This window comes from Tsukamurella tyrosinosolvens (assembly GCF_900104775.1).
GTDB classification, from domain to species: Bacteria; Actinomycetota; Actinomycetes; order Mycobacteriales; family Mycobacteriaceae; genus Tsukamurella; species Tsukamurella tyrosinosolvens.
Genome location: NZ_FNSA01000003.1, coordinates 4,643,497 through 4,666,731 on the forward strand (window position 1 = coordinate 4,643,497; position 23,235 = coordinate 4,666,731).

The following is a 23,235-nucleotide window of genomic DNA, read 5'->3' on the forward strand; positions in this document are numbered from 1 at the left end:
ACATCCTCGGCAGACATCGCCTACTGCGGCGGTGTGCTGCATGTTTACCTTCGTCCCGAGAGAACACCTGCTCACTTCGATGAGGCGCACTCAGGCGACTCCCAGTGACAACCGATACCCCCTCGATCCTGCGGCAACGGTGTTGCGCTGGCGAGCAACGCAGGTAACCCGGGTATAGTCACTTTGCTATCCCGCATAGAACGAGGGGGTTTCCTGTGCAGATCCTGTTCCTCACGCCGCCGGCGGGGAACCAGGCGCGACGAGGCGCCGACGCCCTCCGCATGCTCGGACATCAGGTCACGGAGTCGACACTGTCGTCGCCGGCCGCCGCCCCGGCGCTCGCAGCCGCGGACGCCGTCGTCGTCGCCTCCGACGGCGCGGCCGGCACCGACGCGTGTCGCGAGGTCCGACGGGCGACCGGCGCCCCGCTGCTGGTCCTCGCCTCGCGGCACGACGAGGTCGACACCATCACCGATCTCGCGGTCGGCGCGGACGACGTCGTGGCACTTCCTGTGTCGGCGCGCGAGATCGACGCGCGCCTGCGCGCGATCCTGAGGCGGTCGCGGACCACCGGTTCCGCGTGCACGCTGAGCTGCGGCACCCACGAGGCGTCCGGATCCGAGATCGTCGTCGAGCCCAGCGGCCTCCGCATCGACGCCCGCCGGCAGACGGTCACTCGCGAGGGCGAGCAGATCCCCCTCACCGCCACCGAGTTCCGGCTCCTGATCGCGCTCGCGGAGCGGCGCGGCGTGCCCCAGTCGCGCGAGTCGTTGCTGACTCTCGCGTGGGGGCACGGTTTCCACGGCAAGTCACGGATCGTGGACAACGCGGTCCAACGCCTGCGCGGGAAGATCGATACCCCGGCGTGGCGCCACGTGCACAGCGTCCGGGGATTCGGCTACGTGCTCCGCTAGATCCGCTCGATGATCGTGACGTTGGCGGTGCCGCCGCCCTCGCACATCGTCTGGAGTCCGTACCGGCCACCCCGCCGTTCGAGCTCGTGCAGCAGGGTGGTCATGAGCTTGGCGCCGGTGGCGCCGAGCGGGTGACCCAGGGCGATGCCGCCGCCGTTGACGTTGACCTTCTCGTGCGGGATTCCGAGCTCGTCCATCCATGCCAGCGGTACGGAGGCGAAGGCCTCGTTGCACTCGAAGAGATCGATGTCGTCCACCGTGAGCCCCGTCTTCTGCAGCGCGTACAGCGTGGCCGGGATCGGACCGGTGAGCATCCACACCGGGTCCGCGGCGCGGACCGAGATGTGGTGGATCCGTGCCCGGGGTCGCAGCCCGTGGCGCTGCACGAAGTCCGCCGACGCCACCATGACGGCGGCCGCACCGTCGGCGATCTGGCTGGCGACGGCGGCGGTGATGGCGGATCCCTCGGCGAGCGGCGCGAGTCCCGCCATCTTCTCCAGCGTCGTTCCCCGACGGGGCGTCTCGTCGGCCGCGAAGTCCTCCACCGGGGCGATCTCCGCGGCGAACCGGCCCTCGTCGATCGCGGCGATCGCCCGCTCGTGGCTGGCGAGCGCGAACTCCTCCATCCGGGTGCGGGAGACGCCCCACTTGGTGGCGATCATGTCGGCGCTGGTGAACTGGGAGACCTCGACGTCGCCGTAGCGCTCGCGCCAGCCGACCGAACCGGAGAACGGGTCGTCGAAGCCGTACTCGCGGCCGGCGAGCATGGCGGCGCTGATGGGGATCGCGCTCATGTTCTGCACGCCCGCGGCGACCACCGCGTCGGCGGTACCGGAGAGGATCGCCTGCGCCGCGAAGTGGACCGACTGCTGGCTCGAACCGCACTGCCGGTCGACGGTGACCCCGGGGACGTGCTCGGGCAGGCCGGCGGCGAGCCAGGAGGTCCGGGCGATGTTCCCCGACTGCGGGCCGATGGTGTCGCAGCAGCCCATGATCACGTCGTCGACGAGCTCCGGGTCGACGCCGGAGCGCAGGACCGAGGCGCGCAGGACGTGCGCGCCCAGGTCCGCGGAATGCACCGTCGACAGCGATCCGCCGCGCTTGCCGGACGGGGTGCGGACGGCGTCGAGGATGTAGGCGCCGGGGGCGAGGTCGGTCATGGCTGCTCCTTCTCGGGGCTGGCGATCCCGTGCTCGAGGATCGTGAGGTACTGGTCGGCGACCGCGCCCACGGGCAGTTGCCCGCCGGGCCGGTACCAGCGGACCGCGACCCAGACGGTGTCGCGGAGGAAGCGGTAGGTGACATCGACGTCGAGATCCGCACGGAAGTCGCCGGATTCGATGCCGCGGGTGATGATGCCGCGCCACATGGAGCGGAACTCCTGCAGGAAGTCGGCGATGTAGGCGAAGCGCTCCTGCTGCGCGAGCCCGCGGGCCTCCGCCTGGTAGATCGCGACGGCGTCGGGGCGCGCGTCGATCGCGGCGAAGGAGGCGATGACGCAGCCGCGCAGCTGTTCCCGCGGCGCGTCGGCGGCGGCGAGGACGGCGCGGTACTCACCGAAGAGCCGGTCGAGGAAGTCCCGCAGGACCTCGTCGAGCATCGTCTCCTTGGAGTCGAAGTGGTGGTAGAGGCTGCCCGAGAGGATGCCCGCGGCGTCGGCGATGTCGCGCACCGTCGTCGCGCGGTAGCCGTTCTCAGCGAACAGCTTCGCGCTCAGGGCGAGGACCTCCGCGCGCCGCGCGGAGGGGTCCGGCTTAGGCATGCTGACTGCTCACCGAGACCACCTCACCGGTCATGTAGGAACTGTAGTCGGAGGCCAGGAACACGATCACGTTCGCGACCTCCCAGGGCTCGGCGGCGCGACCGAAGACCTCGCGGCGCGAGAGTTCATCGAGCAGTTCGTCGGAGGTGACCTTCGCGAGGAAGGCGTGCATGGCGATGCTCGGCGAGACGGCGTTGATCCGTACGCCGTGCGGCGCGGCGTCGACGGCCGAGCACCGGGTGAGCGCCATGACGCCCGCCTTCGCGGCGGCGTAGTGCGCCTGCTCGGCCTGGGCGCGCCAGCCGATCACCGAGGCGTTGTTGACGATGACGCCGCCCCCGCCCTGCGCGATGAAGCGATTGATCGCGGCTCGGGTGGCGCGAAAGGTGCCCGTGAGCGTCACGTCCAGCACGCGGGACCACTGCTCGTCGGTCATGTCCTGCACGGCGACGCTGCCGCCGAGGCCGGCGTTGTTGACCAGCACGTCGATCCGGCCGTACCGCTCGGCGGCACCCTCGAGCAACGCCTGCACCTGTTCCTCGACGGTCACGTCGCAGGTGATCGCGTGCACGCGGTCGCCGAACTCCTCGGCGAGCTCGTCGCGCTTCTCCCCCAGGCGGCGCTCGTGCCAGTCCGAGACGACGACGCGGGCGCCCTCCTCGAGGCAGCGACGTGCGGTGGCGGAACCGATGCCGGTGCCGGCGGCCGCGGTGACGACGACGACCTTGTCCTCGACGAGGTTGCGTCCCTGGGGGTACGGGGGTGCGGGGATGGCGCTCACGGGCGGGCCTCTCTCGGCAGGCCGAGCACGCGCTCGGCGATGATGTTGCGCTGGATCTCGTTCGAGCCGCCGTAGATCGTGTCGGCCCGGGTGAACAGGTACAGGCGCTGCCAGTCGTCGAGCTCGGGGTCCGCGAGCAGCCCGGCGGCACCGCGCACCGTCATCGCGATCTCGCCGAGCCGGCGGTGCCAATTGGCCCACAGCAGCTTCGCGACCTCGGCGGTGCCCGTCTCGGCGGAGCCGAGCGTGCGCAGCGCGTGCGCCCGCATGACGTCGAGCTCGGTCCACGCGCGACGGAGGGCGTCGGCGACCTCGGGGCGGTCGGCGGCGCCGCTGTCGAGGGCGAGGTCGGTGAGAGCCTGCAGCTCACGGCGGAAGCCGATCTGCTGGCCGAGGGTGGCGACGCCGCGCTCGAAGGCGAGCGTGCCCATGGCGACGCGCCAGCCCTCGCCGGGCGCGCCGACCACGTTGGCGGCGGCGGTGCGGGCACCGTCGAAGAAGACCTCGTTGAACTCCGAGGTGCCGGTGAGCTGGACGATCGGCCGGACCTCGACGCCCGGCTGGTCCATGGGGACGAGTAGGTAGGACAGGCCCTTGTGCCGGGCGGAGCCGGGGTCGGTGCGGGCGACCACGAAGCACCAGTCGGCGACGTGTGCGAGCGAGGTCCAGACCTTCTGGCCGGAGATCACCCACTCGTCGCCCTCCAGGCGCGCGGTGGTGCTGACGTTCGCGAGGTCGGAGCCGGCGCCGGGCTCGGAGTAGCCCTGGCACCACAGCTCGCGGACGTCACGGATGGCGGGCAGGAAGCGGGCCTTCTGCTCGTCGGTGCCGAAGGCGATGAGCGTGGGCCCCAGCAGTTCCTGTCCGAGGTGGGAGACCTTGGCGGGCGCGCCCGCGCGGGCGTACTCCTCGTGGAAGATCACCTGCTGCGCGAGCGACGCTCCGCCGCCGCCGTTCTCGGCCGGCCAGCCGATGCAATTCAGTCCGGCGGCGGCCAGGTGGCGCTCCCACGCGACGCGCTCGTCGAAGAACTCGTGCTCGCGACCCGGGCCGCCCGCGCCCCGGAGACCGGCGAACTCACCGGACAGGTTGGTCGCCAGCCAGTCGCGGATCCGCGTCCGGAATTCCGCGTCCGTCTCGCCGCTCGCCGTGCCCACGGCACTCCCTTCGCCATCCACCAAGCAGTTGCTTGGTGGAATCAGGTTACACAGACTCGACTCGCACTGTAACGTGTTCTACCAAGCACTTGCTAGGCAGAAGGGTTTGCGCATGTCACGCACCATCGGAGCGGCTCTGCGCGACGCCGCGGAGCGATTCGGTGAGCACACCGCCGTGGTCGACGGCGACCTGCGGATCAGCTACACCGATCTGCACGGTCGCGCCCGCGACGTCGCCCGGGCGCTGCTCGCCGAGGGGATCCGACGGGGCGACCGGGTCGCGGTCTGCGCGCCGAACGGACACGAATGGATCGAGGCCGCCCTCGGCGCCGCGTACATCGGCGCCGTGCTGGTCCCCGTGAACACCCGGTACACGGGTCCCGAGATCGTCGACCTCCTGGTGCGCACGCGGGCACGGGGCTTCGTCGTGGCGGGCCCGTTCCTCGGCGTCGACCGGCTCGACCTCGTCGTCGAGACGGCCGGCGGCCTGCCGGGCGATATCGTCACCGTCCTGCGGCTCCCCGAGTGGGACGGGGTCCCGGCCCTGGGCGCGCGGATCACCGACGCCGAGCTCGACGGTGCGGCTGCCGCGGTGATCCCCGACGACCCGTCGGACATCTTCTTCACCTCCGGCACGTCGGGTCGGAGCAAGGGCGCGATGAGCACCCATGCCCAGACCCTGGCGAACGCCGCGAACTGGGCCGAACTGGTGGGCGTCACGGACGCGGACCGCTACCTGATCCTGAGCCCGTTCTTCCACATCTTCGGCTTCAAGGCCGGGATCCTGGCGGCGCTCCAGAGCGGCGCGGCGATCTATCCTGCGCAGACCTTCGACGTCGTGGCGGCCTTCGAACTCATCCAGAGGGAACGGATCTCGGTCCTACCCGGTGTGCCCACCGTGCACCAGATGATGCTCGACCACCCGGACCGCGGGCGGTACGACCTGTCGAGCCTGCGCGCCGCCACCACCGGCGCCGCCACGATCCCCGTCGTCCTGATCGAGCGGATGCGCGCGGAACTGTACGAGCGCGTGCTCACCGCGTACGGCCTCTCCGAGGCCCCCGTCGTCACGATGTGCCGAGCGGACGACGCCCCCGACGTGATCGCCACGACCTCCGGCCGGGCCGTGCGCGACATGGAGGTACGCATCGCGGACGACGGCGAGATCCTGGTCCGGGGCCCCAACGTGATCGCCGAGTACTTCGAGGATCCCGACGCGACGGCCAAGGCCTTCGACGCCGACGGCTGGTTCCACACCGGCGACGCCGGATCGATGGACGACGCGGGCAACCTGCGGATCACCGACCGCATCAAGGACATGTTCACCAACGGCGGTTTCAACGTCTACCCGGCGGAGATCGAGCAGGTGATCGCACGGATCCCCGGCATCGCGGAGAGCGCCGTGGTCGGGGTCCCCGAGCCGCGCCTCGGCGAGGTCGGCAAGGCCTTCGTCGTGCTCACCGCCGGGCGCGAGCTGACCGAAGACGCGGTGATCGAGCACTGCCGGGAGTTCCTGGCCAACTTCAAAGTCCCCCGCAGCGTGGAGTTCGTGAGCGAGCTACCGCGCAACGCGACCGGAAAGGTGCTCAAGCGCGTCCTGCGCGGCGAGCCCGACCCTGCAGCAGGAGAGAAGCGATGACCGACAGCACGCCCGCCCCCGACGCGACCCCCGAGACGGAGGTGGTGACCTACGAGGTCCGCGGCCCCGTCGCCGTGGTCACCATGAACCGCCCCGAGTACCGCAACGCCCAGAACTCGGCCATGACCTACGCCCTCGACGCCGCCTTCGTGCGCGCAGTCGAGGACCCGGCGGTCAAGGTGATCGTGCTGGCGGGCAACGGGAAGCACTTCTCCGCCGGCCACGACATCGGCACGCCGGGCCGCGACGTGGATCAGCACTTCGAGAACAAGGCCGTCCTGTGGTGGGACCACGTGGGCCGGGAGGGCGGCGACCAGCGCTTCGCCCGCGAGTCCGAGGTCTACCTCGGCATGTGCCGGCGGTGGCGGGAGATCCCGAAGCCCGTGATCGCCTCGGTGCAGGGCGCCTGCATCGCCGGTGCGCTGATGCTGGCCTGGAGTTGCGACCTCATCGTCGCGTCGGACGACGCGTTCTTCTCGGACCCGGTGGTGCGCATGGGCATCCCGGGCGTCGAGTATTTCGCACATCCGTGGGTCATGGGCCCGCGCGCGGCCAAGGAGTTCCTGTTCACGGGCGATCGCTTCTCGGCGCAGCAGGCCAAGGAGTGGGGGATGGTGAACCGCGTCGTGCCCCGCAGCGAGCTCGAGGAGGAGACGCTCGCGCTCGCCGAGCGGATCGCGGACATGCCGAGTTTCGGCCTGGCGCTGACGAAGAAAGCCGTCAACCAGTGCGAGGACCTCATGGGCATGCGGGCGGGCATGGACTCGGTCTTCGGCCTGCACCACTTCGCTCACGCCCACAACGCCGAGGTCTCGGGCGGCGACTCCCTGGGCGGGCAGAGCGCCAAGTCGATGGCATCCGGCGCACGGAAGGCCGAGTAGTGGACCTCGAGTTCGACGACGCGACCGTCGCCTTCCGCGACGAGGTGCGCTCCTGGCTGGCCGCGCACGTGCCCGCCGAGCCCCTCCCCTCGTTCGACACCGCCGAGGGCTTCGCCGCGCATCGCGTGTGGGAGTCGAAGCTCGCCGACGCCGGCCTGGCCGCGGTCTCCTGGCCCGCGGAGTTCGGCGGCCGCGACGCGACCCTGCTCCAGTGGGTCGTCTTCGAGGAGGAGTACTACGCCGCGGGCGCGCCGCTGCGGGTGAACCAGAACGGCCTGTTCATGCTGGCGCCCACCCTCTTCAGCCACGGCACCGACGAGCAGCGCGCGCGGATCCTGCCCGCGATGGCCCGCTCCGAGCGGGTGTGGGCGCAGGCGTGGTCGGAGCCGGAGGCCGGCAGCGACATCGCCTCGCTCCGCTCGACCGCCACCCGCGTCGAAGGCGGGTGGAAGCTCTCCGGCCAGAAGACGTGGAGCTCCCGCGCCGCCTTCGCCGACGGCGCCTTCGGCCTGTTCCGCAGCGAACCCGGCTCGGAGCGGCACAGGGGCCTGACCTACCTCATGTTCGACCTGCGCGCGCCCGGCGTGACGGTGCGCCCCATCCCCCAGCTCGACGGTGAGCCGGGCTTCGCGGAGATCTTCCTCGACGACGTCTTCGTGCCCGACGCCGACGTGATCGGCGAGCCCGGCCAGGGCTGGCGCGTCGCCATGACGACCGCCAACAACGAGCGCGGACTCTCGCTCCGCAGTCCCGGCCGGTTCCTCTCGGCCGCCGATGCCCTCGTCGACCTCTGGGAGCGCGAGGACGGCGACACCGCGAGCGCCGACGCCCAGCGCGTCGCCGACGCCTGGATCGGCGCCCGCGCGTACCAGCTGTACACCTTCGGCACCGTCACCCGCCTGCAGGACGGGGGCGAGCTCGGGCCGGAATCCAGTGTGAACAAACTGTTCTGGAGCCATCTCGACGTGGAGCTCCACGAGACCGCCCTCGACCTGCTCGGCCCGCGGGGCGAACTGACCGGCGACGCCGCGCCCGACGCGGGCCGCTGGCCGGCCGGGTACCTGTTCTCACTGGCGGGCCCCATCTACGGCGGCACCGACCAGATCCAGCGCAACACCATCGCCGAGCGTCTCCTCGGCCTACCCCGGGGAGCCCGATGAGATTCGCACCGTCGCAAGAGAACGAGGCCTTCGCGGAGTCGCTCGACGACCTGCTCTCGGGGGCCGGCGTGGTGGCCGCGGCCCGCGCCTGGGCGGAGGGCGACAGCGGCCCCGGACGGAAGGTCTGGGCGGCGCTCGCCGATCTCGGCGTCACCGGCCTCGCGATCGCGGAGGAGCACGGAGGCGTCGGCGGCGACGCCATGGACCTCGCCGTCGCCTTCCAGGCGCTGGGCTACCACGGCGTGCCCGGCCCCGTCGTGGAGTCGATCGCGGTGCTGCCCGCACTGCTCGGCGACGCCGCCCGGCTCCGGGCCCTCGCCGACGGTGCGATCGGCACCGTCGCGCTGGCTCCGCGCACGCCGTACCTGCTCGACGCCGACGTCGCGGACCTCCGCTTCGTGGTCAACCCGGGTGGGGCGATCGCGGAGGTTCCCGCACCGTCGACCGCCCCTCTGGGCTCGGTCGACCGGACCCGCCGCCTCTTCGCCACGGAATTGAACACTGTTCCTGACACAGAAAGCCCAGGTCGCGCTGCCGTGAACGGTGTTCAATCGGCGGAGGTGGCCGGGGCGTTCGCGGTGGCGGCGCAGCTGCTCGGCGCAGGGCGGCGCCTGCTCGACGACACCGTCGAGTACGCGAAAGCCCGTGCCCAATACGGGAAGGCGATCGGCGAGTACCAGGCGATCAAGCACCTCCTCGCCGACGTGGCGACGCGCCTGGAACTGGCGGCGCCGCTGTTGAGCGGCGCGGCAGTGGCCCTGTCCGGGAGCGCCTCGCGCGGCGTCGATCTCGAACCCGCGCGCGACGTCGCGGCGGCGCGGGTCGCCGCCGCCGACGCGGCCTACCTGGCGGCACGGACGGCACTCCAGGTGCACGGCGCGATCGGCTACACCGCGGAGTACGACCTGGGACTGTGGATCACCAAAGTCCGGGCGCTGCAGTCGGCCTGGGGAACCCAGGCCGAGCACCGCGCGACGGTGCTCGACGCGATCCGGAAGGCGGCGCGATGACCTCGGAACTGGACGATCTGGCGGGCGCCGTCCGCAGCGTCGTCGACCGGCGGTGGTCGCCGGCCGCGCTCCGCGCCGCGATCGACGCGCCCGACGGCTTCGACCGCGGACTGTGGTCCGTGCTGTGCGAGCAGGTCGGGGTGGCGGCGCTCGCCGTCCCCGAGGAGCACGACGGCGTGGGCGCGGGGGTGCGCGCGCTGCAGGTCGTCGCTGAGGAGCTCGGGCGGCACCTGATCCCGTCGCCCTTCCTGGGCTCCGCGGTGCTCGCGACGACCCTGCTCGCGGAGACGGACGAGGCGGAGCTGCTGGCCGGCCTCGCGAGCGGCGCGCGGATCGCGGCGGTCGCCTTCGCCGGCGCCGATTTCGCCGACCGCCCCGTCACCGTGGTCGACGGGCGGCTCTCCGGCACGGCGCGTTTCGTCCTCGACGGCGACCTCGCGGACGACCTCCTGGTCGTCGCCGGGGATGGGCTCCACCTCGTCGACGGCGCCGCGGCGGCTCGGCGGCACACCCCGTCGATGGACCCGACGCGGCGGTTCGCGGAGATCGTCCTCGACGGTGCACCCGCCCGGCTCGTCCGGGACGGTGCCGCCGCCGCACTCCAGCGCGCGCTCGACGTCGCGTGCGCGGTCCTCGCCGCCGAGCAGGCCGGCGCGGCGGCGCAGGCCCTCGCGGTCACCGTCGAGTACGCGGGCTCGCGGGTGCAGTTCGGCCGGCCGATCGGCTCCTTCCAGGCACTCAAGCACCGCATGGCGGACCTGTTCGTCCTGGTCGAGTCCGCGCGCTCCGCGGCCCTCGCGGCGGGCGAGGCGCTCGACCGCGGCGACGACGACGCGACGATCGCGGTGGCCACGGCGAAGGCCTACTGCTCCGAGTCGTTCAGTGCCGTGGCCGCGGAGATGATCCAGTTGCACGGCGGCATCGGCATCACGTGGGAGCACGACGCACACCTGTATTTCAAGCGCGCGCACTCGTCGTCGCAGCTGTTCGGCGATCCGGCGCATCACCTCGCCCGCCGCGAGCTCATCCACTCCTGAAACATGTTCTTGCCGGGCGTCCTCCGGCGCGGTACTTTCGTAGGCGAACTACTTGTGAAGGGAACGCGGATGACGGACAGCACGCGCACGGACGGCGATACCTGGACGATCACGACCAGTGTGGGCTTCACCGCCCTGCTGGTCGCCGCGGCGCGGGCCGTGGAGAACGAACGTCCCGACGCGCTCGCCCACGACCCGTTCGCGCGGGTCTTCCTCGAGGCGGCGGGCGATCCCCGCGCCATCGCGCTGGCCGACGCCGGCGACGGCGCCGGCAATCCCATGGCCGCGACCCGCCACCTCGGCGTGCGCACGCGGTTCTTCGACGACTTCGTCCGCGGCGCCGTCACCGCGGGTGCGCGGCAGATCGTCATCCTCGCGGCCGGGCTCGATTCCCGCGCGTACCGCCTCGACCTGCCCGCCGGCACCGTGGTGTACGAGCTCGACCAGCCGGAGGTCCTGGCGTTCAAGGAGGAGACGCTCGCGGCGCGCGGCGCGACACCCGTGGCGGGCCTGCGGCACGTCCCCGTCGACCTGCGCGACGACTGGCCTGCCGCGTTGCGGTCGTCCGGATTCGACGATGCCGCGCCCACGACGTGGCTGGTCGAGGGCCTGCTCCCCTATCTGCCCGCCGCAGCGCAGGTACTGCTCTTCGAGCGGATCGTCGAACTCTCCGCGCCGGGGAGCCGGGTTGCTGTGGAGGGCCAGAACGGACCGCTCGACCTCGACGGCTTCCGCGCGATCACGGCGAAGTACTCGCAGAAGGGGAATCCCCTCGGCGACTTCGACGTGACCTCGCTGTTCGTCGCCGACGAGGACCGTTCCGATCCGGCCGAATTCCTCACCGCGCAGGGGTGGACGGTCACCCGGGCGGGGAACCCGGTGGAACTGGGCCGCAGCTACGGCGTGCAGGACACCGTCCCCGCGGATGCGTCGCTCATGGCCGACACGATCGGCTACTTCACCGCGGCGCTGCCCGCCGGCTGAGTCACCGTGCGGCGGAGTGGTACTCCGGGTTGGGCCGCATGTCGATCGCCGAGGCGAGCCGGTTGGTCATGTTGAAGAAGGCCGCGGTGTTGGCGATGTCGTAGACGTCCCGGTCGGTGAACCCGGCGTCGCGGAGCCGCTGCCGGTCGGGCTCGTCGATCTTCGACGGTGCCTCCGTGAGCTTCTCCGCGAACTCGAGCATGGCCCGCTGCTTCGGCGGGAGCTCCGCGGCGCGGAAGTTCATCACCAGCATCTCGCCGAGCACGGGGTCACCGGACAGTTCCCGCACGGCGGCGCCGTGCGCAGTGAGGCAGTAGAAGCACTTGTTCACCGACGAGACCACCACGGCGATCATCTCGCGTTCCAGCTTGCTGAGCCCCGAGTCGCCGAGCATGAGGTCGTTGTAGGTGTCGCTGAAGGCGCGCAGTTTGGCCTCGTCGAATGTCAGCGACTGCAGGACGTTCGGCACCATGCCGAGCTTCTCGCGGCAGACCTCGAAGTACTTCCGCGTGCCCTCGCTCAGCTCGCCCGCGGGCAGGTCGAGCGCGGTGATCCGCTCCGTCATGTCATCTCCTCGTACGAACGCCAGTGCCCTTCCTGATTACCAGGAAGGGCACTGCGCCACGGCGGGTTCGGGTCAGATCCAGTCGTCGCCGACGGGCCAGGTGAGGAACGAGTCCAGTGACAGGGCGCGCGGGATCGCCTCGCCGGGATCGGTCACCGTCTGCGTGTACCGGCCCTTGTAGAAGAGCAGCGGCCGTCCCGCATTCGGCGCGCTGAGCTCGAGCACCCGTCCGATGACGATGTGGTGGTCGCCGCCGTCGTGCACCGCCTCGACAGCGCAGTCGATCCAGCTGAGCGCACCGTCGAGCAGCGGCGAACCGCTGCGGGAGGGCTTCCACGCGACCGCCCCGAACTTGTCCGGGTGCCGGGAGCCGAAAACCGAGCTGACGTCCTGCTGCCCCTCGCCGAGCACGTTGACGGCGAACCGGCCGGTGCGCTCGATGGTGCGCCACGCGCCCGAGGTCTTCATGGGACAGAACAGGACCAGCGGCGGATCGAGCGACAGCGCCGAGAAGGACTGGCAGGCGAAGCCGACCGGGCCCTCCTCGTCGGCGGCGGTGATCACCGTGACGCCGGTGCAGAAGTGTCCCATCGCGGTGCGGTAGTCCAGCGGTTCGATCACGGGGGCGGTCATCACTGCTCCTTGAAGCCGATGGAGAAGTCGTGGCCCCAGAGGCTGACCGCGGTCGACTCCCGCGCGATCCAGTCGTCGTTCTCGACTTCCAGCCCTTCGCAGCCGAATTCGATGTCGAAGCCGCCCGGCGTCTTCATGTAGAAGGACAGCATCTTGTCGTTGATGTGCCGGCCGAGGGTGGCGGACATCTTGACCTTCTTGCGGTTCGCGCGGTCGAGGGCGAGGCCGACGTCGTCGGAGTTCTCCACCTCGACCATGAGGTGCACGATCCCCGTCGGGTTCGGCAGCGGCAGGAAGGCGAGCGCGTGGTGGCGCGGGTTGCAGCCGTAGAAGCGCAGCCACGCTGGGTCGCCGTCCGCGGGACGCCCCACCATCTGCGGGGGCAGGCGCATCGAGTCGCGGAGCCGGAAGCCGAGCACGCCCTGGTAGAACTCCTGCGCGGCAGCGTCGTCCGTGCACGTGAGCACGACGTGCCCGAGGCCCTGCTCGCCGGTCACGAACCTGTGGCCGTACGGGCTGACGAAACGGCGGCCGAGGTACTGCGCGCCGTGGAAGGCCTCGAGCGTGTTGCCGGCCGGGTCCTGGAAGCGGATCAGGCCCTCGACCCGGCGCTCGGCCTTCTCGTCCTTGGTGCCCTCGTCGAAGGCGACGCCCGCGGCGGTGAGGGTGTCGCGGAGCTCCTGCAGCCCGAGGGCGTCCGTGACCTCCCAGCCGGAGACCAGGAGCCGGTCCTTCTCCCCGGGCACGATCACCAGGCGGGCCGCGAAATCGTCCATGCGCAGGTAGAGGGAATCGGGGTCGTTGCCCGTGCCCTCCATCATTCCGAGCACCTTCAGCCCGTACTCGCGCCAGGCCGCCATGTCGGTGGCCTCGATGCGCATGTACCCGAGCGCCTTGATCGCCATGTACCTACTTCTCCTTGTCAGCCGGCGAGGAAATCGGCGGTGAGACGGTTGAACTCGTCGAACTTCTCCAACTGCGCCCAGTGGCCGCACTGCCCGAAGACGTGCAGCTGCGCGCGCGGGATCTGCTTGAGCGCGAGGAGGGCACCGTCGAGCGGATTGACCCGGTCCTCCCGCCCCCAGATCATGAGCACGGGCTGGCGCAGCTTGTAGGCGTCGCGCCAGAGCATGCCCTTCTCGTAGTCCGCGGAGGCGAAGGACTTGCCCATGGCCTTGAACGCGGCGATCGCCTCGGGATCGAGCGCGAGCTCGAAGCGCTCCTCGACGAGCTCGGGGGTGATCATCTTCTGGTCGAAGACCATGATCCGCAGGAAGTCCTCGAGCCGCTCCTTGCTGGGTGCGGCGTAGAACTTCTGCAGCGTGCGCAGGCCCTCCGTGGGGTCCGGCGCGAAGGTGTTCACGCTGAGGCCGCCGGGGCCCATGAGCACGAGCCGGCCCGCGCGCTCCGGGAAGTCGAGGGCGAACCGCACCGACGTGCCGCCGCCGAGCGAATTGCCCACCAGGTGCACGCGTTCGGTGATGCCGAGCGTGTCGAGCAGTCCGGCGAGCGCGGTAGCGCTGTGCACGAAGTACTGCGGGTGCTCGGTCGGCTTGTCGGACCGGCCGAAGCCCGGCTGGTCGACGGCGAGCACGCGGAAGCGCTGCGCCAGCACCGGGATGTTGCGCCCGAAGTTGCTCCACGAGGAGACGCCGGGGCCGCTGCCGTGCAGCAGCACGACGGTGCCGTTGGCGCGGTTCTCCTCGCCGGCCTCGTGATAGTGCAGCGTGAGACCCGCGGCAGTGGTGGCGAACTTCCCCTCCTTGAGGATGTCCACGTCGAGGTCGGTCACGGCTAGACCATCCCGTCCATCACGGGCAGGCCGAACTCGCCGGTGCCGAACATCTTGTAGGCGCGCTCGGGATCGTTCGCGGCGTGCACGCGGCCCGCATGGGCGTCCCGCCAGAACCGCTGGATCGGCGTGCCCTCGGCCAGCGCACGACCGCCCGAGTTCTCGAACATGCGGTCCACGGCGAAGATCGCGCGCTCGGTGCCGCGCACCTGGTCGCGACGGACCTTGAGGCGCAGGTTGAACGGGATCTTCTCGCCGGCCTTGACCAGCGCGTACTCCTCGTTGATGTTGGAGATGAGCTGGAGCCAGGCCGCGTCGATCTCGCTACCGGCCTCGGCGACGCGGACCATGGCGAACGGGTCCTCCTTCGCGGACTCGCCCGCGTAGGCGGCGCGGACGCGCTTGCGCTGGTGCTCCACGTGGGCGTCGTACGCGCCCTGCGCCATCCCGATGATCGGGGCGGTGATCGTGGACGGGTGCACCGAGCCGAAGGGCAGCTTGTAGAGCGGGCTGGTGTTGACCTCCTGGCCGGGGCCCTTGCACTTGCTCACCAGCTGGAAGCTGAGCGCGCGGTGCTCCGGGACGAAGACGTCGTCGACCACGATGTCATTGCTGCCGGTGCCGCGCAGGCCGACGGTGCGCCACACGTCGTTGATCGTGTAGTCGCTGATCGGCACGAGGTAGGTCAGGAAGTCGACCGGCTTGCCGTCCTTGAAGGCGGGCCCGCCGAGCAGTGCCCAGGTGCCGTGGTCGCAGCCGGAGGAGAAGCTCCACTTGCCCGACAGACGGTAGCCGCCCTCGACGATCTCCGACTTGCCCATCGGGGCGTACGACGAGGAGATCAGCGTGTCCTGGTCCTCGCCCCACACCTCCTGCTGCGCGCGGTCGTCGAACAGCGCGACGTTCCACGGGTGGATGCCGAGGATCGAGGAGACCCACCCGGTGGAGCCGCAGGCGCCGGCCAGCATCTTGACGGCGGTGTAGAACGCCACCGGGTCGGCCTCGAAGCCGCCGTAGCGCTTGGGCTGCAGCAGGCGGAAGAAGCCGCTCTGCTGCAGCGCCTTGATGGACTCGGCCGGGATCCGGCGCGCGTCCTCGGTCTCCTGCGCCCGGTCCCGGAGTGTGGGCAGTAGCTCCGCCACCTCAGCCAGCACCGTGTCGACGCTCTGATCGCTCATCTTTCCTCGCCTCCTGAAGACCCTCTGGCGAACCCCGAAGCCCGCCGCTGGATCGATACTAGAACACGTTCTCATTTTCTGACGCGAAACGCTACATCAAAGGTTCGGATCGACCTATCTTGCTGATGTAACCGGTTTCGAGACCGCCCGAGGAGAGCCATGCCCGAGAGCCGCCGCCCCGTCCCGTCCGCCACCGTCTCCACCTGGGACTTCGAGGCGGACGTGGTGATCGCCGGCTACGGCATCGCGGGGGTGTGCGCCGCGATCGAGGCCGCCCGCGCGGGCGCCGACGTCCTGGTCCTCGACCGCACCGGCGGGTGGGGCGGCGCGGCCGCCCTCTCCGGCGGATGGATCTACCTCGGCGGCGGCACACCGCTTCAGCGCGCGCTGGGCTTCGAGGACACCGCGGAGAACATGGAGACCTTCCTGACCGCCGCGCTCGGCCCGGGCGTCGACGCGGCGAAGATCCACGCGTACGCCCACGGCAGCACGGAGCACTACGACTGGCTGACCGGCTGCGGCGTGGTCTTCAAGGAGGAGTTCTGGGGCGAGCCGGGGTGGGAGGTGCCGCACGACGAGGGCCTCGGCTACTCCGGCGGCGAGAACGCCGCCCCCTTCAACACCGTCGCGACGCCGGCGCCGCGCGGGCACGTCCCGCAGATGGCCGACAAGCGGACCGGCGTGCGCGGCGCCGGGTACATGCTGATGAAACCGCTGGTCGAGACTGCGGAGGCGCTCGGGGTCCGCGCCGAGTACGACATCCGCGCACACGCCCTGGTGACCGGTCCGGACGGGCGCGTCGAGGGCGTCGTCGCCCGGCGGTTCGGCCAGGACGTCCACGTGCGGGCCCGACGGGGCGTGGTCCTCGCGACCGGCAGCTTCGCCTACAACGCCGCGATGATCGAGACCTACGCGCCGCGGCTGCTCGGCCGGCCGGCCGCCGCCATCGAGGAGCACGACGGGGCCGGGATCCTCATGGCGCAGGCCGTGGGCGCGGCCCTGGCCCACATGGATGCGACGGAGGTCGCCTTCTTCGGCGACCCGCAGATGATGGCCCGCGGGATCCTGGTCAACGGCCGTGGCCAGCGGTTCATCGCCGAGGACACCTACGGCGGACGGATCGGCCAGGCCGTGCTCATCCAGCAGGACAACGCCGCCTACCTCGTCATGGACATGGAGGCGCACGAGGAGGCGCTCGCCACCGAGACCTCGACGCCGTACTTCCGGCAGCCGCCGACCTGGGCGGCAGAGACCGTGGCGGAGCTCGAATCCGACATGGGCCTGCCGGCCGGGGCGCTGACGGGCACCGTCGACACGTACAACCGGCACGCCGCCGACGGCGCCGATCCCCTGCTGCACAAGAAGCCGCAGTGGGTGCGTCCGCTCGACGGCCCCGTCGCGGCCTGGGACATGCGGGGCTTCACCGCCGGGTTCACCCTCGGCGGGTTGCGCACGGACGCCGACTCCCGGGTGCTGCACGTCGACGGTGCACCGATCCCCGGCCTGTTCGCCGCCGGCCGGTGCACCTCGGGCGTGTGCGCGGGCGGCTACGCCAGCGGGACCAGCCTCGGCGACGGGAGCTTCTTCGGCCGACGCGCCGGCGTGTCCGCCGCAACCGAACAGTCGTTGGATTTGCAGTAACTCACTGCTTCGGCGCGCTCTCACCTGGCCGTTGTCGCGATCACGAACGAATCCGCAGATCCGCTTCCGCGGACCACGGACACGGCATCGAATTCGCTGTGCGCCAATCACACTCGTGGTGGTACCGGTTCTCCCGAAAAGGAGAGCGGACTGCGAAGATGAAGGGCATGACTGCGACAGCGTCCGCCGCGCCCGCGACCGACCGGAGCGGGTGCGCGGGATGACCCACCGGGTGAATTCCTCGAGTTCCGCGCGCATCGGCGGCTTCACCGGCCGCGTGCTCGCCATCGCCGCGGCCACCGCGCTCTGCGTCGCCGCGATAGCCGTCACCGTGAGCATGTGCAGCGGCCCGTCGACCGACCCCCGCCCCGTCGTGGCACCGTCGGGTTCGATCCCGTCGACCGAGGTCGTCCCGAGCAGCATCACCCCGTCCACGACGGCACCGTCGACCTCCGCCACCGCGAGTGGCACGCCCTCGACGAGCGCGGCGCCCGTGCCGACGACCACCGTCGCACCGCCCGAACCCACCACGACGGCGCCCGTCCGGACCGCACCACGGGTCACGACCACCGCGCCGGCCACACGGCGGTGCACACCGCAGCCGAAGTGGGTCTTCCGCCCCAGCACGGGCACGTACGAGCGGATCACCCTCCCCTGCTGAGCACCTGAAGCTCGCCCCCTGGGCGACGGCGCACGCACGGCGCCGTGGCCCGATCACCGCCGAACCCTGGCAAGTGGAACCTGTTCTAGTCTATGCTGCAGTTGTAGCGCGTACCTGCTGCCCATCGGCGCAGGTGAGGCTAGAGAACTTGTTTCATCAGCGAGGAGAGTCGATGACGGCGGAGACCACCGAATACGACGTGATCGTGGTGGGGAGCGGCGCAGCGGGCATGACCGCTGCGCTCAAGGCGGCGGACACCGGGCTCAGCGTCCTGGTCGTGGAGAAGGCGGCGCACTACGGCGGGTCCACGGCCCGCTCGGGCGGCGGCGTCTGGGTGCCCGGCAACGAGTCGCTCGTCAAGGCGGGCATCCAGGACACCCCCGACGAGGCGCGCAAGTACCTGCACGCCATCATCGGCGACGTGGTGCCGGCGGAGCGGATCGACACCTACATCGACCGCGGCCCCGAGGTCATCTCGATGGTGCACCGGATGAGCCCGCTGGAGCTGACCTGGGTGCCGGGGTACTCCGACTACTACCCCGAGGCGCCGGGCGGCCGGGCGCACGGACGCTCCTGCGAGCCGAAGCCCTTCGACGGCAACCAGTTGGGCGACGAGCTGAAGAACCTCGAGCCCGACTACACCAAGGCCCCCATGAACCTGGTGGTCACGCAGGCCGACTTCAAGTGGCTCAACCTGATCATGCGGCACCCGAAGGGGATCGTGCGCGCGCTGCGCGTCGGCGGCCGCTTCTACGCGGCGAAGGCTCGGGGCAAGCACCTGCTGGGCCGCGGCCAGGCGCTCATCGCCGCGCTCCGCGTCGGCCTTCAGCGCGCGAACGTCCCGCTGTGGCTGAACACCTCGCTCGTCGGACTCACCGAGGAGGGAGGCAGGGTCACCGGCGTCACCGTCGAGCGGGACGGCACCGAGCTGCGGCTCACCGCCCGGCGCGGCGTGATCCTCGCGGCCGGCGGCTTCGAGTCGAGCGCGGAGATGCGCGCGCAGTACCAGCGCCAGCCCATCGGCATCGAGTGGACCAACGGGGTGCCCGCCAACACCGGCGACGCGATCCGCGCCGGCGCGGCCGTGGGCGGCGCACTCGAGTTCATGGACGACGCCTGGTGGGGCCCGTCCATCCAGCTGCCCAAGATGGCCTGGTTCGCGCTGTCCGAGCGCTCGCTCCCCGGCAGCGTCATGGTGAACACCGCGGGTGAGCGCTTCGTCAACGAGTCCGCGCCCTACGTCGAGGCCGTGCACGCCATGTACGGCGGCGAGAACGGCCAGGGCGAGGGCCCCGGCGAGAACGTGCCGTGCTGGCTGGTCTTCGACCAGCGCTACCGCAACCGGTACATGTTCGCCGGCCAGCCGCCGCGCCAGCCGTTGCCCAAGCGCTGGTACGAGTCCGGCAACCTGGTGCGCGCGAACAGCCTGGCCGAGCTGGCGGAGAAGATGAGCGTCCCGGCCGACGCCCTGACCGGCACCGTCGAGCGGTTCAACGGTTTCGCCCGCGCGGGACGCGACGAGGACTTCCACCGCGGCGAGAGCGCCTACGACCACTACTACGGCGATCCGCGGAACAAGCCGAATCCCAGTCTCGCGGAATTGACCACCGGACCGTTCTACGCTGCACGTATGGTCCCCGGCGATCTCGGCACGAAGGGCGGCCTGCGCACCGATGTCGCGGGCCGGGTCCGGCGCGCCGACGACACCGTCATCGACGGCCTGTACGCCGCCGGGAACACCAGCTCGCCCGTCATGGGCCACACCTACGCGGGCCCCGGCGCCACCATCGGGCCCGCCATGGTGTTCGCCTACCTCGCGGTCGAGGACATGGCCGGTAAGGAATCAGCCCCCGCGGCGGCAGCCCCCGCCCGCGCGGAAGAGGAGATCGCATGAGCAGCACCACCACCGAGGCGACAGCCCGCCTCATCGACAGCGGCACCGCGCCGACCCGGTACGCCCGCGGCTGGCACTGCATCGGCCTGCTGAAGGACTTCGCCGACGGGAAGCCCCACTCCGTCGAGGCCTTCGGCACCAAGCTCGTGGTGTTCGCGGGCGAGGACGGGAAGGTCAACGTCCTCGACGGCTACTGCCGGCACATGGGCGGTGACCTGACGCAGGGCACCGTCAAGGGCAACGAGATCGCCTGCCCGTTCCACGACTGGCGCTGGGGCGGCGACGGCAAGTGCAAGGCCATCCCGTACGCCAAGCGCGTGCCGCTGCGGGCCCGGACCCGCACCTGGCCCACCATGATCGAGAACGATCAGCTCTTCATCTGGCACGACGTCGAGAACTCCAAGCCGCCTGCGGAACTGGACATCCCGAAGATCGACGGGGACGTCGACGGACCCGAGTGGTCCAACTGGGTGTGGAACGAGATCATCATCGAGGGCAGCAACTGCCGCGAGATCGTCGACAACGTGGTCGACATGCCGCACTTCTTCTACATCCACTACGGCCTGCCCACGTATTTCAAGAACGTCTTCGACGGGCACATCGCCTCGCAGTACCTGGATACCAAGGGCCGCAACGACGTCACCGACATCGGGCTCTCCGGCGGCGACGACGTGCTGCTCAAGTCCGAGGCGCACTACTTCGGGCCGTCGTACATGATCAACTACCTGCACAACGACTACAAGGGCTTCCAGATCGAGAACATCCTGATCAACTGCCACTACCCGATCGATCAGCACTCGTTCAAGCTCATGTACGGCGTCAAGGTCAAGAAGTTGCCCGGGTTCGACGACGAGAAGTCCGACTACCTCGCCGGCAAGTTCGCCAAGAACGTGGGCCTGGGTTTCCTGCAGGACGTGGAGATCTGGAAGAACAAGACCCGCATCGACAATCCCCTCCTCTGCGAGGAGGACGGCCCCGTCTACCAGCTGCGCCGCTGGTACGAGCAGTTCTACGTCGACGCGGCCGAGGTCTCCGAGGACATGACCCAGCGCTTCGAGTTCGAGATCGACACCACCCACGCCGTCGAGGCGTGGGAGGCCGAGGTCGCACAGAACATCGCGCGCCAGGAGTCCGAGAAGGCCTCCGCTCAGGCGTCCTCCGACGAGACGGCGAAGGCCTGACCCCATGTCCCCCACGGTGACGATGTTCGGCGAACCGGTCACGCTGCCGTCGACGGTGTCCGATCGGGAGGGCTTCCTCACCGACGGTTTCACCCCGCTGAACTGCGGCACCTGCGGCGTCGCGGTGCAGGTCCGCAAGAACAGCCGGGAGCACACCTCGATCCAGTGGTGCGGCTCCGCGCGCGAGTGCGAGGTCTTCGCCACCGACGGCGCCGGGTCCGCCCTGCGCGCCACCTGCCCGCGGCTGATGGAATCGATCACGCGCGCCGCCAAACTCGGCGAGGTACCCGTCCAGACGGACGTCGCCCCGCCGGACACCGACCAGGAGAAGCAGAAGAAGTGAGCATCCACCGACTACTCGTCGCCAAGGTGGTCGCGGAGACGCACGACGCGCACTCCATCGAATTCGAGGTGCCCGATGACCTGGCGGCGAAGTTCACCTACAAGCCGGGCCAGTTCCTGACGCTGCGCGTGCCGAGCGATCAGACCGGGTCGGTGGCCCGGTGCTACTCGCTGTGCAGCGCGCCCCACGACGGCGGCCCGCTGCGCGTCGCGGTCAAGCGCACCGCCGATGGCTACGCCTCGAACTGGCTGTGCGACAACGCCACCCCCGGCATGGAGGTCGACGTGCTGGTGCCCGCGGGCATCTTCACGCCGAAGTCGGTGGACGTCGACATGCTGCTCTTCGCGGGCGGCAGCGGCGTCACGCCGATCCTCTCGATCCTGCGCTCGGTGCTGGAGACTGGCACCGGGTCCGTCGCGCTGATCTACGCCAACCGCGATGCGCAGTCGGTCATCTTCGCCTCCGCGCTCGCCGAGCTGACCCGGACGTACCCGGAGCGCCTCGTCGTGGTGCACTGGCTCGAATCGGTGCAGGGCCTGCCCAGCGCAGCGAACCTCGCCGCGCTCGCCGCGCCCTACGCCTCCCGCGAGGTCTTCGTCTGCGGCCCCGGTCCGTTCATGGACGCGGTCTCCGAAGCCATGACCTCGCTCGGCAAGGGTCGGCGCGAGGTGCACATCGAGAAGTTCCGCTCCCTGCCGCGCAACCCCTTCGAGGTGGAGGCCGCGCAGGAGGAGGCGGAGGAGAAGGCCGCGATCGCCGAGGCGGAGGACCTCCCCGAGCCCACCGCCGATACCCCCGCTCCCGCGGACGACGGGGGCACCGTCACCGTCGAGCTGGACGGGACGACGACCGAGCTCGCCTGGCCCGCCGAGAATAAGCTGCTGGACGTGATGCTCGAAGCAGGCCTCGACGCGCCCTACTCGTGCCGCGAGGGCGCGTGCAGCGCCTGCGCCTGCCGCCTCGTCGAGGGGAAGGTCGAGCTCGCCCACAACGAGGTGCTCGACCAGGAGGACCTCGACGACGGCCTCATCCTGGCCTGCCAGTCGATGCGCCGAACGCAGGCCGTGCACATCACCTACGAATAGTCCGTCCCACGACGGCCCACTGCTGAGGGAGTCCCATGCCCATCGACCCGTCGGTCGCGATCGGTGCCGAGCTCGGCACCGCCGAGTTCTCCTGGAGTTCCTCGGACGTGCTGCTCTACCAACTGGCGCTGGGCGCCGGCGCCGACCCGCTGTCGGCCCGCGAGCTGCGCTACGCCACGGAGCAGGACACCGTCGTGCTGCCGACCTTCGCCACCGTGGCGCAGAACTTCCACGCCACCGAGCCGCCGAAGGTCTCGTTCCCCGGCGTCGAGATCGACCTCGCCAAGGTCGTGCACGGCAGCCAGTCCGTCACCGCGCACCGGCCGCTGCCCACCTCCGGAACCGCTGTGGCCCGCACCAGGATCAGCGACGTGCACGACAAGGGCAAGGCCGCCGTCATCTGGCAGGAGACCGAGGTGGTCGACGGGGCCGGAGAGCCGCTGTGGACCGCGCGGTCGTCCATCTTCGCCCGCGGCGAAGGCGGTTTCGGCGGCGAGCGCGGACCGTCGGAGAAGATCGAGCTGCCCGCGCGGGACGCCGACGTGACCATCGACGTGCCGACGCTGCCCCAGCAGGCCTTGCTGTATCGGCTGTGCGGCGACCGCAACCCGCTGCACTCGGATCCCGCGTTCGCCCGGGCCGCAGGCTTCGACGCGCCGATCCTGCACGGGCTGTGCACCTACGGGATCGTCGCCAAGGCCGTGACCGATGCCGTGCTGGACGGCGACGCCTCCGCGGTGGGCTCGTGGTCGGCCAAGTTCGCGGGGATCATGCTGCCCGGCGAGACACTGCGCGTGCGGATCTGGCGCGACGGCGATCGTCACCTGGTGACCGCGGAGTCTGTCGAGCGCGCCGCTCCGGTGCTCGCGGACGCGGTGTTCACCGCGCGCTGAGCCGGCTGTAGCGCCCCACGGCGATGCCGGATCGCAGTCCCCCG

Annotated in this window: 23 protein-coding genes; 14 read left to right on the plus strand and 9 right to left on the minus strand. The window is 70.7% G+C overall.

Going from position 1 to position 23,235, the window contains the following annotated elements; translation table 11 throughout:
- The first annotated feature begins 215 nt into the window (after positions 1-215).
- Positions 216-914 (plus strand): response regulator transcription factor, encoded by a 699-nt coding sequence (locus BLW32_RS25015; RefSeq protein WP_068523026.1) that lies wholly within the window; start codon positions 216-218, stop codon positions 912-914.
- Here BLW32_RS25015 and BLW32_RS25020 read toward each other — a convergent pair.
- Genes BLW32_RS25020 through BLW32_RS25035 form a run of 4 tightly spaced genes read right to left on the minus strand, consistent with a single transcriptional unit; the run spans position 911 to position 4,614 of the window.
- The gene (locus tag BLW32_RS25020; RefSeq protein WP_068741304.1) at positions 911-2,074 is read right to left on the minus strand and encodes an acetyl-CoA C-acetyltransferase; all 1,164 of its coding nucleotides are present in this window, start codon (positions 2,072-2,074) and stop codon (positions 911-913) included. The genes BLW32_RS25015 and BLW32_RS25020 overlap by 4 nt on opposite strands.
- Complete coding sequence (locus tag BLW32_RS25025) at positions 2,071-2,676, minus strand: TetR/AcrR family transcriptional regulator (protein ID WP_068523028.1); 606 nt, start codon at positions 2,674-2,676, stop codon at positions 2,071-2,073. Before BLW32_RS25025 ends, BLW32_RS25020 begins: the two co-directional genes overlap by 4 nt.
- Positions 2,669-3,457 (minus strand): SDR family oxidoreductase, encoded by a 789-nt coding sequence (locus BLW32_RS25030; RefSeq protein ID WP_197467598.1) that lies wholly within the window; start codon positions 3,455-3,457, stop codon positions 2,669-2,671. The genes BLW32_RS25025 and BLW32_RS25030 overlap by 8 nt, the downstream gene beginning before the upstream one ends.
- Positions 3,454-4,614 (minus strand): acyl-CoA dehydrogenase family protein, encoded by a 1,161-nt coding sequence (locus BLW32_RS25035; protein ID WP_068741303.1) that lies wholly within the window; start codon positions 4,612-4,614, stop codon positions 3,454-3,456. Before BLW32_RS25035 ends, BLW32_RS25030 begins: the two co-directional genes overlap by 4 nt.
- 112 nt (positions 4,615-4,726) lie before the next feature.
- On the opposite strand from BLW32_RS25035, the gene BLW32_RS25040 reads away from it, so the two are divergent.
- The 6 genes from BLW32_RS25040 (at position 4,727) to BLW32_RS25065 (ending at position 11,325) form a co-directional block, all read left to right on the plus strand.
- On the plus strand, positions 4,727-6,253 hold the full coding sequence (locus BLW32_RS25040; protein WP_068741302.1) for a FadD3 family acyl-CoA ligase: 1,527 nt from the start codon (positions 4,727-4,729) through the stop codon (positions 6,251-6,253).
- Positions 6,250-7,134, plus strand: coding sequence for an enoyl-CoA hydratase (locus BLW32_RS25045; protein ID WP_068523031.1), 885 nt, complete (start codon positions 6,250-6,252; stop codon positions 7,132-7,134). Before BLW32_RS25040 ends, BLW32_RS25045 begins: the two co-directional genes overlap by 4 nt.
- Positions 7,134-8,294: an acyl-CoA dehydrogenase family protein gene (locus tag BLW32_RS25050; protein WP_068741301.1), complete on the plus strand. Its 1,161-nt coding sequence runs from the start codon at positions 7,134-7,136 to the stop codon at positions 8,292-8,294. The genes BLW32_RS25045 and BLW32_RS25050 overlap by 1 nt, the downstream gene beginning before the upstream one ends.
- The gene (locus BLW32_RS25055; protein ID WP_068741300.1) at positions 8,291-9,304 is read left to right on the plus strand and encodes an acyl-CoA dehydrogenase family protein; all 1,014 of its coding nucleotides are present in this window, start codon (positions 8,291-8,293) and stop codon (positions 9,302-9,304) included. Before BLW32_RS25050 ends, BLW32_RS25055 begins: the two co-directional genes overlap by 4 nt.
- A complete protein-coding gene (locus BLW32_RS25060) occupies positions 9,301-10,341 on the plus strand; it encodes an acyl-CoA dehydrogenase family protein (protein ID WP_068741299.1) in 1,041 nt (346 codons plus the stop codon). The genes BLW32_RS25055 and BLW32_RS25060 overlap by 4 nt, the downstream gene beginning before the upstream one ends.
- A 69-nt stretch (positions 10,342-10,410) precedes the next feature.
- Complete coding sequence (locus tag BLW32_RS25065) at positions 10,411-11,325, plus strand: SAM-dependent methyltransferase (protein WP_068741298.1); 915 nt, start codon at positions 10,411-10,413, stop codon at positions 11,323-11,325.
- A gap of 1 nt (position 11,326) precedes the next feature.
- On the opposite strand, the gene BLW32_RS25070 is transcribed toward BLW32_RS25065, so the two are convergent.
- From BLW32_RS25070 to hsaA, 5 genes are all read right to left on the minus strand, one after another.
- Positions 11,327-11,890: a peroxidase-related enzyme gene (locus tag BLW32_RS25070; RefSeq protein WP_068741297.1), complete on the minus strand. Its 564-nt coding sequence runs from the start codon at positions 11,888-11,890 to the stop codon at positions 11,327-11,329.
- Positions 11,891-11,962: 72 nt separating this feature from the next.
- Complete coding sequence (gene hsaB / locus BLW32_RS25075; protein WP_068741296.1) at positions 11,963-12,523, minus strand: 3-hydroxy-9,10-secoandrosta-1,3,5(10)-triene-9,17-dione monooxygenase reductase subunit; 561 nt, start codon at positions 12,521-12,523, stop codon at positions 11,963-11,965.
- On the minus strand, positions 12,523-13,428 hold the full coding sequence (gene hsaC / locus BLW32_RS25080) for an iron-dependent extradiol dioxygenase HsaC (RefSeq protein WP_068523038.1): 906 nt from the start codon (positions 13,426-13,428) through the stop codon (positions 12,523-12,525). Before hsaC ends, hsaB begins: the two co-directional genes overlap by 1 nt.
- Before the next feature lie 17 nt (positions 13,429-13,445).
- Complete coding sequence (gene hsaD, locus BLW32_RS25085; protein ID WP_068741295.1) at positions 13,446-14,315, minus strand: 4,5:9,10-diseco-3-hydroxy-5,9,17-trioxoandrosta-1(10),2-diene-4-oate hydrolase; 870 nt, start codon at positions 14,313-14,315, stop codon at positions 13,446-13,448.
- A gap of 2 nt (positions 14,316-14,317) precedes the next feature.
- On the minus strand, positions 14,318-15,493 hold the full coding sequence (gene hsaA, locus BLW32_RS25090; protein ID WP_068523040.1) for a 3-hydroxy-9,10-secoandrosta-1,3,5(10)-triene-9,17-dione monooxygenase oxygenase subunit: 1,176 nt from the start codon (positions 15,491-15,493) through the stop codon (positions 14,318-14,320).
- Between the two features lie 159 nt (positions 15,494-15,652).
- Here hsaA and BLW32_RS25095 point away from each other — a divergent pair, with 159 nt between their 5' ends.
- The 7 genes from BLW32_RS25095 to chsH3 all read left to right on the plus strand — a co-directional run bounded on the left by BLW32_RS25095 (position 15,653) and on the right by chsH3 (position 23,191).
- Entirely contained in the window at positions 15,653-17,134 is a 1,482-nt protein-coding gene (locus BLW32_RS25095) for an FAD-dependent oxidoreductase (protein ID WP_068741294.1), read from the plus strand.
- A gap of 232 nt (positions 17,135-17,366) precedes the next feature.
- Positions 17,367-17,795: a hypothetical protein gene (locus BLW32_RS25100; protein ID WP_139286316.1), complete on the plus strand. Its 429-nt coding sequence runs from the start codon at positions 17,367-17,369 to the stop codon at positions 17,793-17,795.
- 172 nt (positions 17,796-17,967) lie between these two features.
- Positions 17,968-19,689 (plus strand): 3-oxosteroid 1-dehydrogenase, encoded by a 1,722-nt coding sequence (gene kstD / locus BLW32_RS25105; RefSeq protein ID WP_068741292.1) that lies wholly within the window; start codon positions 17,968-17,970, stop codon positions 19,687-19,689.
- Complete coding sequence (locus BLW32_RS25110; protein WP_068523044.1) at positions 19,686-20,870, plus strand: 3-ketosteroid-9-alpha-monooxygenase, oxygenase component; 1,185 nt, start codon at positions 19,686-19,688, stop codon at positions 20,868-20,870. Before kstD ends, BLW32_RS25110 begins: the two co-directional genes overlap by 4 nt.
- A gap of 4 nt (positions 20,871-20,874) precedes the next feature.
- Positions 20,875-21,213, plus strand: a complete 339-nt coding sequence (locus tag BLW32_RS25115) for a hypothetical protein (RefSeq protein WP_197467073.1) — start codon at positions 20,875-20,877, stop codon at positions 21,211-21,213.
- On the plus strand, positions 21,210-22,298 hold the full coding sequence (locus BLW32_RS25120) for a ferredoxin--NADP reductase (protein WP_068741291.1): 1,089 nt from the start codon (positions 21,210-21,212) through the stop codon (positions 22,296-22,298). Before BLW32_RS25115 ends, BLW32_RS25120 begins: the two co-directional genes overlap by 4 nt.
- A gap of 35 nt (positions 22,299-22,333) precedes the next feature.
- Positions 22,334-23,191: an enoyl-CoA hydratase ChsH3 gene (gene chsH3 / locus BLW32_RS25125; protein WP_068741290.1), complete on the plus strand. Its 858-nt coding sequence runs from the start codon at positions 22,334-22,336 to the stop codon at positions 23,189-23,191.
- Positions 23,192-23,235: the final 44 nt, after the last annotated feature.